General features: G+C 71.0%; 11 protein-coding genes. All 11 read left to right on the plus strand.

What is annotated here, in order from left to right:
• Nucleotides 1-43: 43 nt before the first annotated feature.
• The 11 genes from AC0VXQ_RS02830 (at nucleotide 44) to AC0VXQ_RS02880 (ending at nucleotide 13575) form a co-directional block, all read left to right on the plus strand.
• A complete protein-coding gene (locus AC0VXQ_RS02830) occupies nucleotides 44-1237 on the plus strand; it encodes a glycosyltransferase (protein ID WP_061225277.1) in 1194 nt (397 codons plus the stop codon).
• Nucleotides 1234-3108, plus strand: coding sequence for a glycosyltransferase family 2 protein (locus AC0VXQ_RS02835; RefSeq protein WP_196826248.1), 1875 nt, complete (start codon nucleotides 1234-1236; stop codon nucleotides 3106-3108). The genes AC0VXQ_RS02830 and AC0VXQ_RS02835 overlap by 4 nt, the downstream gene beginning before the upstream one ends.
• A complete protein-coding gene (locus AC0VXQ_RS02840) occupies nucleotides 3105-4124 on the plus strand; it encodes a CgeB family protein (protein WP_064724920.1) in 1020 nt (339 codons plus the stop codon). Before AC0VXQ_RS02835 ends, AC0VXQ_RS02840 begins: the two co-directional genes overlap by 4 nt.
• Entirely contained in the window at nucleotides 4115-5227 is a 1113-nt protein-coding gene (locus AC0VXQ_RS02845; RefSeq protein WP_260008041.1) for an RNA-binding protein, read from the plus strand. The genes AC0VXQ_RS02840 and AC0VXQ_RS02845 overlap by 10 nt, the downstream gene beginning before the upstream one ends.
• Complete coding sequence (locus AC0VXQ_RS02850; RefSeq protein ID WP_055684338.1) at nucleotides 5224-5970, plus strand: acylneuraminate cytidylyltransferase family protein; 747 nt, start codon at nucleotides 5224-5226, stop codon at nucleotides 5968-5970. The genes AC0VXQ_RS02845 and AC0VXQ_RS02850 overlap by 4 nt, the downstream gene beginning before the upstream one ends.
• Nucleotides 5967-8210 carry an N-acetylneuraminate synthase family protein gene (locus tag AC0VXQ_RS02855; protein WP_129357847.1) on the plus strand — a complete coding sequence of 748 codons (2244 nt, stop codon included), beginning with the start codon at nucleotides 5967-5969 and terminating at the stop codon, nucleotides 8208-8210. Before AC0VXQ_RS02850 ends, AC0VXQ_RS02855 begins: the two co-directional genes overlap by 4 nt.
• A gap of 83 nt (nucleotides 8211-8293) precedes the next feature.
• A complete protein-coding gene (locus AC0VXQ_RS02860; protein WP_232238420.1) occupies nucleotides 8294-9355 on the plus strand; it encodes a glycosyltransferase family 4 protein in 1062 nt (353 codons plus the stop codon).
• Nucleotides 9352-10608: a hypothetical protein gene (locus AC0VXQ_RS02865; RefSeq protein WP_165869994.1), complete on the plus strand. Its 1257-nt coding sequence runs from the start codon at nucleotides 9352-9354 to the stop codon at nucleotides 10606-10608. Before AC0VXQ_RS02860 ends, AC0VXQ_RS02865 begins: the two co-directional genes overlap by 4 nt.
• Entirely contained in the window at nucleotides 10605-11519 is a 915-nt protein-coding gene (locus tag AC0VXQ_RS02870; RefSeq protein ID WP_475529077.1) for a glycosyltransferase family 2 protein, read from the plus strand. The genes AC0VXQ_RS02865 and AC0VXQ_RS02870 overlap by 4 nt, the downstream gene beginning before the upstream one ends.
• Nucleotides 11516-12604 (plus strand): glycosyltransferase family 4 protein, encoded by a 1089-nt coding sequence (locus AC0VXQ_RS02875; protein ID WP_058730636.1) that lies wholly within the window; start codon nucleotides 11516-11518, stop codon nucleotides 12602-12604. Before AC0VXQ_RS02870 ends, AC0VXQ_RS02875 begins: the two co-directional genes overlap by 4 nt.
• On the plus strand, nucleotides 12601-13575 hold the full coding sequence (locus AC0VXQ_RS02880) for a glycosyltransferase family 2 protein (protein WP_196826251.1): 975 nt from the start codon (nucleotides 12601-12603) through the stop codon (nucleotides 13573-13575). The genes AC0VXQ_RS02875 and AC0VXQ_RS02880 overlap by 4 nt, the downstream gene beginning before the upstream one ends.
• The last annotated feature ends 4 nt before the right edge of the window (nucleotides 13576-13579 follow it).

The raw sequence follows: 13579 nt of genomic DNA on the forward strand, positions 1-13579 counted from the left end.
GAGGGCTTCGAGACGGCAGCGGGTCGTGATGATCACGCCTCTTGTGCCCGAGGAGAACCCGGAGCACGCCGGCGGCGTTCTCATCTCCCGCACGAGTCGGTGGCTTGCGGACAGGGCGGATGTCAGCGTCATCGTCCCCGACGGTCCTGCCGTGCGCCGGGCCCGCCCGGCGTCCTGGCTGCGTGACGTGGTGATCCTCGAGACCCCGGCCCAGCGGTCGGCTCTGCGCTCCCGGGTGTCCCGGTTTCTCGAGACCGGGCGAGCTTCCCGCTGGATGCACCATCGGCTGCGCGAGGATCCGGCGGCCACCCGGCTGCTGCACGAGGCGGACGTCGTCGATCTGCAGTGGCAGGAGCAGGCTGACCTGCTGCGCACGATCCGCCGGATCAACCCCTCGGCTCGCACGGTGGTGACCCTTCATGACGTGCTGAGCCAGCAGCTCTCCCGAGCCGCCCAGACCAGCCCGCGCACCGGCATCTCGCGACTTCTTCTGAATGTCTACAGCCGATGGGCGGTCGGGCGCGTCCGCCGCGATGAACGGCGTCTGGCCACCGGGTCCGGTGGGCCCGACGCCCTGGTGGTCCTGTCCGAGAAGGACGCGGCGCTGCTGCCGCGATCTCCCCGTGTGCGCACCCTGCCTCCGCCGGTTGATCTTCCCGCAGCGTCGACGCGATCGGTCGAGGAGTCGGCGCCGCCGACGATCCTGTTCGTCGCCTACCTGGCTCGCTGGTCCAACGAGCAGGGGCTGCGATGGTTCCTGCGCGAGGTGCTGCCCGGCATCCGGCAGCAGGTTCCCGATGTCCGGATGCGGATCGCTGGAGGAGGCATCCGCGACACCGTCCGGCGAGATGCCGACGGGACGGGGGCCGAGCTGCTCGGCTTCGTCCCGGACCTCGCCGAGGAATACGCTCGGGCCGACGTGGCCGTGGTCCCGCTTCTCCAGGGCGCCGGGGTCAAGTTCAAGACCCTCGATGCCCTGGCCTCTGAAGTCCCGGTGGTCACCACTCCCGTGGGAGCCGAAGGCATCGGGGACGACTCCTGGTTCGCGGGCGTGACCTCGGATCCGGAGGCCTTCGCCGATGCCGTGGTCTCCGTGCTCGGCGCTCCGGCGTCCTATCGAAGACGATCCGAGGCCGTTGCTGCTGAGCTTCGGCGTCGATTCGGCAGCGAAGCCGCCGAACGCGCACTCAGCACCATTCATCCGGACCTCTCCAGCCCGACAGGAAGCGCATCGTGAGCCATCCCGCAGACATCACCGTGGTCATCCCCGCCTTCAATGCCGCCGACAGCATCGGGGGGCAGCTGGAAGCGCTGTCGCAGCAGGTCGACTCGCCGGCATTCGACATCATCGTCGCGGACAACCTCTCCACGGATGGGACACGGGAAGCGGCGCTGGCTTGGTCCGATCGCGTCCCCGGGGACCTGCGGGTGGTCCGGGCTGACAAGACTCAAGGGCCCTCCCATGCCCGCAACGCGGGAATCGCGGTTGCGTCCGGATCGAAGATCCTGCTCTGCGACGCTGATGATCGCGTGAGTCGAAACTGGGTCGGTGTGGTGGCACGAGCCCTCGATGAGGCAGATCTGGTGGGCACCTGGGTGGAGACCGACACCGGCAGGAAGCTCGGCCCGGAATACCGGACGATGGGATACCTGCCCTATACGCATGGGTCCAGCAGGGGCATGAAGCGGACCGTCTGGGATGCCATCGGGGGTTTCGACGAATCGTTCCCGACCGGGCACGAGGAGGTCGACTTCGACTGGCGAGCGCAGGAAGCGGGATTCCAGCTCACGACGACGACGCTCGCCTCTTCCTGGTACGTGCAGCGGCGCACGATGCGTGCCGTGCGAAAGCAGCGTCGAGCCTACGCTCTGGGGTGGATGCTGCTTTGGGCTCGGTTCCGAGAGGGCAGGCCGCTGCCGCCGATATCCTTCGCAGGCTCCCTCCGCCGGTACCCCGAGGACCTGCTGAAGGCGGTGCTCACCCTTCGGCCGAACGTCGACCCAGCTGAGCGACGCGCGAGCTGGGAGCACCTCGGGTGGGCTGAGGGAATCCTCGAGGGGCACTGGCGCTATCGAATCGCCGGGCGGGTCCCTCCCCGTCAGCTGGACCATCCGGTCGCCGGCGCCACGTCCGGTGCAGGAGCGAACACATCTGTCAGTCCTGAGGAGAACCCTGTAACCGTGGTGATCCCCCACTACGGAACGCCCGATGACACTCGGTCGTTGATCAAGCAGCTCGCTGGGCAGCAGGGGATCGCCGACCTGCGGGTGATCGTCGTGGATGACTGTTCGCCCCGACCCTTCCTGGACCAGGACGCGGAGCTCTCCGAAGAAGAGAACCCCCACGGGCTGATCGTCAAGGTGGTGCGACGGGAGAGCAACGGCGGATTCGGCTCTGCCGTGAACACCGGATTGGCTGAGGCCACGACTCCCTGGGCACTCGTCCTCAACTCCGACCTGGATCTTGCTCAGGGCGTGGTCGCCCGCATCACTGAAAGAGTGCGTGGGGCTCGGCCCACCGTCTACTCGCCCCGCGTTCTGAATGAAGACGGCACCGCCCAATGGGTGGGTCGGCACTTTCCCACGGTCAGGCAACAGGTCGTGGAGTGGCTGACACCGCTGGCCAGGTACCGAGACCGTCGGGCCCTCCACGAGGCAGTCGGGCATGATACCCAGGCAGAGGCTCTCGGAGAACACCCCGTGGACTGGGTCATGGGGGCCGCGATGATTCTTCCGGTGGAGGCCGTGCGATCGGTCGGTGGATTCGACGAGAGATTCTTCATGAACGCCGAAGAGGTCGATCTGCAACGGCGTCTCCGGGAGATCGGAGTGCCTTCAGCGGTCCTCGGGGATATCACCGTCACCCACGCCAGCGGCGGCTCCTCCAACCCCGGGCTGCGTCGCCGGTGGCTGGTGGCCTCCCGCTTCCTGTACGCCCGCAAGTGGGGCGGGGAGCGTCGGCTGCGCGCCGCGCTGCGGGCCGCGACCCTGGTGAACCTCGGGCACCAGGTGCTGCGCCGGGCCGCCGGGCGCGACGTCGCCCCGCTGCGCACGTTCCGGGAGGAATGGGCCCTGACCGGCCTCAGCGAACGAGGGGCGAACCAGTGAGCGAGCCCCGCGGCCAGCGGCTGCTGATCATCAGCCCCGCCTTCCACGGGTACTGCCACTCCATCGCCCGCGGCTTCCGGGCCCTGGGCTACGAGACGGCGGTGCACCGCTACGACGCCTTCGACACCGTGGGGGCCAAGCTGCGCAACAAGCTGCGCTACGAGCTGCCCGAGCGCTTCGGCGCGGACTCCCGGGAGCGGGCCGAGGCGGACCTGACCCGGCGCGCCGTGGAGGTGCTGCGCGAGCACCGACCGGACCGGCTGCTGGTCATCAAGGCCGACGCCCTGGGGCAGGCGTTCTGGGAGGAGGTGCGCGCCCAGGGGGTCCCGCACCTGCTGTGGCTCTACGACGACCTCTCCCGCCACCGCTACGACTTCGACTTCCTGCGGCAGCTGCCGGGGGTCATCAGCTACGCCCGCTCCGAAGCGGACATGCTCGCCGAGGCGGGGGTGCCCGCGGCCTACGTGCCCAACGGCTTCGACCCCGAGCTGGCCCCGCCGCAGACCCGCACCCAGGAGGAGATCGTCTTCGTCGGCTCCCGCTACCCCAACCGGGTGCAGCTGCTGGAGCACCTGTCCGGGCACGGCGTGCCGGTGCGCGCCTACGGGCGCGGCTGGTCCCACCACCCGGTGGACCAGCTGCGCACCTGGGAATGGGCCCGCCCGGATCTGCCCTCCGAGCGGGACATCCCCCTGGCGCAGGCCTACGCGGTGCAGGCCCGCGCCGCCGCAGCCCTGAACGTGCACGGGCTGCAGGAGGGGCTGGCCATGCGCACCTTCGAAGTGCCCGGGATGAACGGCATCCAGCTGATCGACCGCCCCGACGTCGAGGAGTTCTACGACCCCGGCACGGAGGTGCTGATCTACCGCAGCCCCGAGCAGCTGCTGGAGCTGTCCCGCCGGGTCCTCGCCGATCGGCCCTGGTCCGAGCGCATCCGCGCCGCGGGGCGCGCTCGGACCCTCGCGCAGCACACCTTCGCCCACCGGGCCCGGGAGGTGCAGAAGCTGTGGGACTGACCCACCCCGCGGACCTGCGCGCCTGGCACCGCTGGCAGGCCCGGCGCAACCTGCCGCGCACCCTGAAGACCGCCGCGGCCCGCGGAGTCCGGCGGATCCGCCGCATCCCCGAGCCGCAGCCCCGATTCGCGCTGCACGTACGCGGCGAGGCGCCCGAGCTGCTCGTCGCCCTGGAGACCACCGGCCCCACCCAGCGGGCCGCCCTGCTGGAGCCCCTGACCCACCTGTCGGAACGCGACCTCGCCGTGCTCGCCCCCCACGAGGTCACCGAGCACCTGCCCGGCGGGCCCTGGCGCACCCGGGAGCTGACGGGGCAGCAGCTGGGGCAGGCCCCCGAGCTGCGCAGCGTGCGCCGGGTGCTCGGGGTCGGCTCCTACCTGCCGGTCGGCGCCGCGGCGGACGCCTGGCGCGAGCAGCGGGACCTGCCGTTCTGGGTGGTCCAGCACGGCCTGCTGGTGCCGATGGCACCCCCGCTGCCGCGGGCCGCGCACCTGCTGGCCTTCTCCGCCGCGGACGCCGCCTACTGGACCGCGGGCCGTCCGGACACCACGGCGGAGGTGGTGGGCTCCCAGCTGCTGTGGCGCGCCGGCGCCGCCCCGCGCGGTCCCGCAGAAGCCGTCGAGGCCGCCCCGGTGTTCCTGGGCCAGCTGCACGGGGCCGAGCTGCCCAGGATCGGGCTGATCCGCTCCTGCTACGCTTTCTGCAGGAGGCAGGGTGCGGTCTACCGCCCGCATCCCGGGGAACGGGACCTCCTCTCCCGGCTCGTGCACCGCTGGTGGCGCCGGCGCGGCATCGCCTTCGACGACGCCGGCCAGCCGCTGACGCGGCTGCGATCGCCCGTGGTCTCGGTGTTCTCCACCGGGGTCCTGGAGGCCGCGGCCCTCGGTCTGCCCGCCTGGGTGCACCACCGCCGACCGCCCGCCTGGCTGCGGGAGCTGTGGGGACGCTACGGCATGCGCCCCTGGGGCGGACCGCCCACCCCCGCGCCCGACCGGCCCGACGTCGAGCCCGCCCGCAGGATCGCCCAGATCCTCACCGAGGACCGGCACCCGTCGGCCCCGCACACCATCGCACAGCAGCAGGAAGAGGAACCGACACCATGAGCCAGGTCCTGGCCGTCATCCCGGTGCGCGGGGGATCCAAGGGGATCCCCCGCAAGAACCTCCGACCCATCGCCGGACGGCCCCTGGTCGCCTGGACCATCGCCCAGGCGCTGGCCGCCCGGAACGAACTCGCCCCGGAGACGGATCTGCGCGTGATCGTCTCCACGGACGATGAGGAGCTGGCCGAGATCTCCCGGCAGGCCGGCGCCGAGGTGCCCTTCCTGCGTCCGGCCGAGCTCGCGCAGGACACCACGGCCACCGAACCCGTCATCGAGCACGCCCTGGCCTGGGCGCGCGCGGACGGCTTCGCCCCGGATGCGGTGATGCTGCTGCAGGCCACCTCTCCGCTGCGCCTGCCGGGAACCATCGCCCGGGCAGTCCGGGAGTTCCTGGACTCGGATGCGGAGTCCATGGTCGGGGTGATCCCCGAGTCCCCGTTCATCTGGCGCCAGGGCGCACCCGGGGAGGAACCGAGCGCGGAGTACGAGGTCATGCACCGGCCCCGCCGTCAGGAGCTGACCGAGCAGACCCTGCGCTACCGGGAGAACGGCTCCCTCTACGTCACCGCACCGCACATCTACGACGAGCTGCACAACCGCCTGGGCGGGCGCATCCGCCTGTTCGTCCTGGACGAGGTGGAGGGCGTGGACATCGACACCCCCGTGGACTTCGCCACGGCCGAGGCACAGCTGCGGGAGACCTACCCGCAGGACGAGACGCAGAACCGAGGAACCCACCAGTGATCATCGAACGCACCATCTCCCCCTACGTCGTCTTCTCCGAGGACCCGGTGCTCACCGGGCTGCAGAAGATCTCCGCGAACAGGGCCCGCATCGTGTTCTGCGTGGATGCCCACGGCATCCTCCAGGGCGCCCTGACCGACGGTGACTTCCGCCGGTGGCTGCTGGCCAACCCGAGCGGGGACCTGTCCGTCTCCTGCCTGGAGGTCGCCAACCGGAACCCCCGCACCGCTCCGGAGGGGGCCGAGCCGGCGGAGCTGGCGGGGCTGTTCGGCGGCGGCATCGAGCATCTGCCGCTGGTGGATGAGCGGGGGCACCTGCTGGCCGTTGCCATGGACTCCGCGGAGACGCTGCAGATCGGACGGCACACGGTGGGCAAGGACCACCCCGCCTTCCTCATCGCGGAGATCGGCAACAACCACCAGGGGGACCCGGAGCTGGCCAAGCGCCTGGTGGACCTGGCCGCCGAGGCCGGGGCGGATGCGGTGAAGTTCCAGCTGCGGGACATGGACGCCCTGTACCGCCAGGCCGGCGGCACCTCCGCCGGGGAGGATCTCGGCGCCCAGTACACCCTGGACCTGCTGTCCAAGTTCTCCCTGACCGTGGAGCAGATGTACGACGTGTTCGACCACTGCAAGGAGGTGGACATCGACGTGCTGTGCACCCCGTGGGATGTCCCCTCCCTGGAGGCGCTGACCTCCTACGGCATTCCCGGTCTGAAGGTGGCCTCCGCGGATATGACCAACCACGACCTGCTGCGGGCGATGGGCCGCACCGGTCTGCCGATGCTGGTCTCCACGGGCATGTCCCGGGAGGAGGAGATCAAGGCGTCGGTGCAGGTGCTGCGCTCGGTGGGTGCCAGCTTCGCCCTGCTGCAGTGCCAGTCCGCCTACCCGGCCCCGTACAAGGACGTGAACCTCGCGTACATGTCCCGGCTGGAGGAGATCGGGCAGACCCTCGTGGGCTACTCCGGTCACGAGCGCGGGTACCACGTGCCGATCGCCGCGGTGGCCCGCGGGGCCAAGATCATCGAGAAGCACTTCACCATCGACAAGACCCTCGAGGGCAACGACCACACCGTCTCCCTGCTGCCCGAGGAGTTCGCGGCGATGGTGCGTCAGGTGCGCGACGTCGAGGAGGCCATCGGATCGGCCGGTCCCCGCGAGGTGACCACCGGCGAGCTGATGAACCGGGTGAACCTCGCCAAGTCCCTGGTGGCCACCCGGGCCCTGAAGGCCGGGGAGACCGTCACCGCCGAGGACGTGGCCGTGAAGTCCCCGGGCCGCGGCCTGCAGCCCAACTATGCGGATCAGCTGATCGGGCGGACCCTGCACCGCGACGTCGCCGAGGGGGACTTCTTCTTCGAGGGCGACCTGAAGGACGACGCCGTGCTGCGCCGGGACTTCTCCTTCGACCGGCCCTGGGGTCTGCCGGTGCGCTTCCACGACTACCGGGCCCTGATCGAGGAGGCGAAGCCGGACTTCCTGGAGTTCCACTTCTCCTACAAGGACCTGGAGATGGACATCGAGGAGGTCTTCGACGAGAAGCTGCCGATGTCCTTCACCACGCACCTGCCGGACCTCTTCGCGGGGGACTTCCTGGTGGACCTGGCCTCCGAGGACGAGGAGATCTGGGAGCGCTCCATCCGCGAGGTGCAGCGGACCATCGACATCACCCGGGACATGAAGAAGTACTTCACCCTGGAGGATGACCCGGTGATGGTGGTGACCATGGGCGGGTTCACCAAGAACGGGCACATCCCGCCGGAGCAGCGCAAGGCCAAGTACGCCCGCATCGGGCAGGCGCTGCAGCGACTGGACGCCGACGGCGTGCGCATCGCCGCGCAGACCCTGCCGCCGTACCCGTGGCTGATGGGCGGGCAGCAGTACCACAACCTCTTCCTGGATCCGCGGGACACCCGCGAGTTCGCGGACGAGTACGATGTGGACCTCTGCCTGGACATCTCCCACACGATGCTCGCGGCGAACTTCCTGAAGATGCCGCTGAGCGAGGCCGTCGAGCTGCTGGCTCCGCGCACCATCCACCTGCACCTGGTGGACGGCACCGGAGTGGACGGCGAGGGCGTGCAGGTGGGCGAGGGCGACGTCGACTGGGCCGCGCTGGGCGCCCAGCTGCGCCGGATCGTGCCGGATGCCTCCTTCATCCCCGAGATCTGGATGGGGCATGTGAACAACGGCGAAGGCTTCTTCGTCGCCCTGGACCGCCTGGAGCAGTGGTTGTGACTCCACCGCCGGAACACCGTTCCGGCAGCGAGCAGAACGCTCCGATCGCGCTGTGGTGCGTCCCCGTCCCCGAGATCGGGGGCGTGGCCCGCCACGTGCTCGACGCCGCGCGACAGGGCATCCCCGGATATCGCATCGTGGTGCTGTGCCCGGAGGGGGCGCTGGCCGAGGCCCTGCGCGGGCAGGGTTCCGCCGTGGTCACCGGGGCCTTCGGCACCGGCGCCGGGCTCGCGGCGTCGGTGCGGACCCTGCGCGCCACGGTGCGCGCCCTGCGCCCGGCGGTGGTGCACACGCACCTGGCCTTCGCCGACGTCGTCGCCGCGGCGGCTCTGGGACTCTCCCGGCTGCCGGGGCTGCGACGTCGGGGCCCGGTGCTGGCCACCACCGAGCACGGGATCGCCCCGGAGGACTCCGTCTACCAGTCCTCGACGCTGCGCGCCCGGGTGATGAACCTGGTGCACGGGATGCGGCTGCGGGTCACGGACGTGAAGCTCGCGGTCAGCGCCTCCACGGCCGAGGTCATGGCCGCCAAGTGGGGAGCTCGCGGGGTGCGCGTGGTGCGCAACGGGGTGGACGCCCCGACCCTGCGACGGCGCTTCGACGCCGCCCGGATGCCCGGTGCCCCGGGGGTCCTGCGGGTGCTCAGCCTGTCTCGGCTGGCCCCGGAGAAGAACCTCGACGTCCTGCTGGAGGCCTTCGCGCGGGTGCGCGAGCAGGTCCCGGAAGCCACTCTGGAGGTCGCGGGGGAGGGGCCGCTGCGCTCGCAGCTGGAGGACCGCGCCCGGACGCTGGGCGTGGCGGAGGCCGTGCGCTTCGTCGGCTTCGCGGATCCGATCGCGGCGATGGGCCGGGCCGATGTGCTGGCGCAGCTGTCGGCCTGGGAGAATCTGTCCTATGCGCTGCTGGATGCGGCGGCCGTGGGGCTGCCCGTGGTGGCCACGGACGTCGGCGGCAACGCCGAGGTCCTGCCCGTGGGGCGCCTGGTGGGCTCCCCGGAGCCGGAGACGATCGCGCGGAAGCTGATGACCGCGGAAGCCGGGCCCGGGCCTGCGACGGGCGGGTGGGACGCCGCGCAGATGTGCGCGGGCATCGCCGCGGCCTATGACGAGGTCCGGACCCCTGGGACTGGGAGGAGAGCACGATGAGCACGACGACGGTCCGGCCCGCCGGCTCCGGCTCCGTCTGGTACGAGCGCACCCGTGACCGGGTGCGCGATGAGGCGGGGCGGCTGCGCCTGGTGGAGTTCTTCCTGTTCCTGGTGATGGTGCTGCCCTTCCACGTGCCCGGGGTCGGCCTGGACACCCACCAGTTCATGCCCATCGTCGTCGTCCTCTACGGTCTGTGCCGTCGTCCGGCGGTGGCCCTGGGCGAGTACCGCTGGCTGGTGGTCCTGAACGCACTGATGCTGGTCTACGTGGGGCTGGTCTCCGCGCTGGCGGATCAGTCCGCGGATGCCGAGGACTGGAAGCGCCGGCTCTTCCGCATGACCGTGGTGACGGCGATGCTGTGGTTCATCGCCTCCGGGCGGATCCACATCCGCTCCGCGGTGATCGGCTATCTCACCGGGTTGGCGCTGAACATCCCGGCCTTCTACGCGGGGCTGGCCTCCAACGACTACGGCGGGTACCTCACCGGATTCATCGGGGACAAGAACCAGTCCGGTCTGGCCTACGCGATCTTCGGGCTGCTCGGCCTGATGCTGTTCCGCACCCTCCCGGCGCGGCTGCTGTGGCTGCTGGCGGCCGCGGTGCCGCTGTGGCTGACCGGCTCGCGCACCTCTCTGGCGGCCTTCGCGGCCGGGGCCCTGTGGATCCTGCTGGCGCCCCGGCTGTCCGTGTTCTGGAAGCTCGTGCTGGGGCTGGTGATCTACTGGGGAGTCAACCTGCTCAATGAGGACTTCTCGCAGGTCGGCGTGTTCTCCGATCGCGTGGGCAGCGATGCCCTGCGGGACCGGATCGATGACGCGTCGTGGGCGAAGGTCCAGACCACGGGCTTCTTCGGCCGCGGGCTCGGCGAAGCCGTGGTGCACCTCCTGGATTCCTCCGGCGGCACGGAGGAGAAGGCATGGTTCTTCCACAACTCCTACTGGTCCGCGTTCGTGGAGGGCGGCTGGCCCTGGCTGATCTTCATCGTCGCGGTGACCGTGCTCGTGGGCGTCCGGCCGTTCAGCTCGATCTCCGTGGCAGACCCCCTCGCGGGGCGGATCGCCCAGGGGGCGGCCGTCGCGCTGCTCGTGTGCGCGTGGCGCCTGGGGGAGGTCTTCTACACGAATGCGTGGGCGGTGGTGCTCGGCCTCGCGATCTTCGTCGCATTGTCGGCGCGAGGTGGTGCCTCGGAACCGGCCATGTCCACGACCAGCGCTGCACCGCGGATCGTCGCGAGGAGAGAGGCCCGATGACGCCCCTGGTGTCGGTGATCATCTGCGTCCGCAACGGGGCGGACACGCTCGGCCGTCAGCTGGCCGCCGTGGAGGCCCAGCGCAGCACGCACCCCTTCGAGCTCGTCATCGTGGACAACGGCTCCACCGACGGGACAGCCGAGCTCATCCGGCACTGGGCCGCAGAAGAGCACGACGCCGAGAGGTTCCCCGTGCAGATCGTGGACGGCGGGTCGGTCCCCGGCATTCCGGCCGCGCGCAATGCGGGGATCCGCCGCGCTCGCGGTCGCGTGCTGGCCTTCTGCGATGCGGATGACGCCATCCGGGATGGCTGGATCCAGGCGTTCGGGGACGCGCTGCGGGACCGGGAGGCCCTCGCCGGGGGGAGCATGCATCCGCATCATCCGGGGGACTCCGAGACCGGTGCGAGCGCCCTCGGTGTGGTGCAGACACCGTATCTTTCGCACGTCGGAGGGGCATGCATGGCCGTGACCCGCGCGGCCTGCGATGCTGTCGGGGGCTTCGACCAGACGCTTCCCACCTATGGCTTCGAGGATGTGGTCTTCTCCTGGCGGGTCCAGGAAGCGGGATTCCCCCTCCTGAGCGTTCCGGACGCCGCCGTGGACTTCACGGTATCGGGAAACTCCGCGAGCATCCGCAAGCGGTTCCGACTCGGTCAGGGCCGCGTGCTCATGGCCCGTCGTTTTCCGGCCTATGACGCGCGGCGCTACACGGTCGGCGGAACCCTGAAGGACGCCGTGGGGGTCTCCGTCGGGGTGCTCGGCGCCGCCCTGCGGACCCGCAGTGTGGACCGAACCGACGCGGGCCGGGTCGTGGCCGCATGGGGCCGCGTCTACGGCTGCATCGTCTACGGCCCTCTCGGCGGGCTGCTGAAGCGCCGCCTCGGCGCTCGGAGCGGAACCGGGTCATGACCCGTCTCTACCTGGCCACCAACAACGGGGACATCTCCGGCGGTGAGGTCATGCTCTTCGCCATCGCGCGCGCCGCGAGGGAGGAAGGCTGGGAGGTCTCCGTGATCGCCCCGCGCACCCCGGACGAGGTCTGCCGCCGCGCGGATGCCGAGGGATACGACGTCGTGCGCCTGGCCGCCGACTCCCGACCCGCCTACATGCTGCAGCTGGCCCGGTGGGCCGCCCGACACCGCGACGCGTGGATCTGGTGCAACGGCTTGGTGCCCTCCTTCGCGCTGATCGGGCACCGCCGCAGGATCACCCACCTGCACCAGGTGCCGACCGGGAGCAACCGGGTCTTCGCGGCCGCGCTGCGGATCGGCGGTTCCGTGAGCCTGATCCCCTCGTACTACGGCGCGGCCGCGGTCCGCGGGACCCGCGGATTTCCCAACTGGACTCCGGTGATCAGCATCACCGGCCGTCCTGCGCCTCCCAGCGAGCCCGTGCGCGTCGGCTTCCTCGGGCGGATCTCCCCCATGAAGGGGGTCGCAACGCTGGCTCAGGCCGTCCGGGAGCTCGCCGGGAACCCTTCCGCAGGAGGATCACTCGAGCTCTGGCTGGCCGGCGATCACGGGCACATCCCCGAGGATGAGGTGGCGGTCGTCGAACGGGCCATCGGTCGGGTCCCAGCGGAGCTGGTCGTGCGCTGCGGCCGCGTCGTGCCGGAGCGGTTCCTCGAGCAGGTGGATCTCCTGGTGGTCGCCTCCGAGTGTTCCGAGGTCTTCGGGCTGACCGCCGCCGAGGCGATGAGCGCCGGGGTGCCGCTGGTCGTCTCCGATGACGGCGCCCTCCCGGAGCTGCTCGGCCCGGAGCACCCGTGGATCGCCCGCGCGGGTAACGCCGAGGACCTGGCCGCCGTGCTGCGCTCGGCCCTGCGCACTCTGCGCGAGGACCCCGCCCGGGTCCGGCGCATCACCGACGCCGCCCACTCGAGGTGGCGGAGGCTGTACTCACCGGAAGCCGGCCGGGCACGAGTGGCCGAGGTGCTGGACCGCATCCGGCGCGGCCAGGACCCCGTTCCGCCCGCCCAGGAAGGACGCCCATGACCGAGCACGAGCCTACCGCCGACGTTGCCGTGCGCGCTTCCGTCATCATCCCGACCCGCGGCGGCCGCGACCGCCTGCACCACCCCCTGGATGCGCTCCAGCGGCAGAGCATCGACGACTTCGAGGTGATCGTCGTCGTGGACGGGGACGTGGACGACACCGCCGGCCTGCTGGAGACCTACCGCCGCGAGGGCATGACCCGGCTGCGCAGCATCGTCTTCCCGGAGAACCGGGGGCGCTCGGCCGCGCTGAACGCGGGGTTCGACGCCGCCCGCGGGGACATCCTCATCCGCTGCGATGACGACCTGGAACCGGGAGCCGAGTATGTGCAGCGCCATCTCGAGGCGCATCCGGACCCGGACGGCCTCTCCGGGGTCATCGGCCTGTACGACAACAGGTACCCGGAGACCCCGTATGCGCGGGTGTACGGGCGCCCGATGAACACCCGCTTCAGGCAGGACGCCGAGGCGACGCCGGCCGGGCGCCAATGGCGCTACTGGGCGGGCAACTGCTCGGTGACCCGACGTGCGCATGACCTGGCCGGCGGATACGACCGGGACTACCGGCGGTACGGCTGGGAGGACGTCGACATGGGCTGGCGGCTCGTGCAGGCCGGGGCGAGCGTGCGCATCGAGCCCGGGCTGCTGACCCCGCACCACGTCGCCGCCACCACCACCGCCTCCCGCGCCCGCCGGGCCCTGCACTCGGGGGCCGCGCGGGAGCTGTTCCTGGCCAAGCACGGGCAGGAGGCCCTTGGACCGCAGCGGCGCCCCGTGGGTCTCTGGGGTGCTGCCGTGCGCGGACTCGCCGCCGTGCTCACCGAAACCCGCCTGGAGAGGATCGCCGGGGGCGTAGACCGGATTCTGCCCCGCATTCCGGAAGGTCTGGGCCGTAAGCTGGTGGCGCTGTGCGTGGAAGCGGCAGGCCACGCCGGTGAACGCCACCCTGACAGAGCCCGACGAACCTTCTGAGAGA

It is taken from the genome of Rothia sp. QJM3NY_36, from assembly GCF_056173115.1.

Bases quoted from the DNA above. Each gene is read 5' to 3' on its own strand.
- AC0VXQ_RS02850 (WP_055684338.1), top strand. From the start codon at position 5,224: ATGAGCCAGGTCCTGGCCGTCATCCCGGTGCGCGGGGGATCCAAGGGG.
- AC0VXQ_RS02865 (WP_165869994.1), top strand. From the start codon at position 9,352: ATGAGCACGACGACGGTCCGGCCCGCCGGCTCCGGCTCCGTCTGGTAC.
- AC0VXQ_RS02870 (WP_475529077.1), top strand. From the start codon at position 10,605: ATGACGCCCCTGGTGTCGGTGATCATCTGCGTCCGCAACGGGGCGGAC.
- AC0VXQ_RS02875 (WP_058730636.1), top strand. From the start codon at position 11,516: ATGACCCGTCTCTACCTGGCCACCAACAACGGGGACATCTCCGGCGGT.
- AC0VXQ_RS02880 (WP_196826251.1), top strand. From the start codon at position 12,601: ATGACCGAGCACGAGCCTACCGCCGACGTTGCCGTGCGCGCTTCCGTC.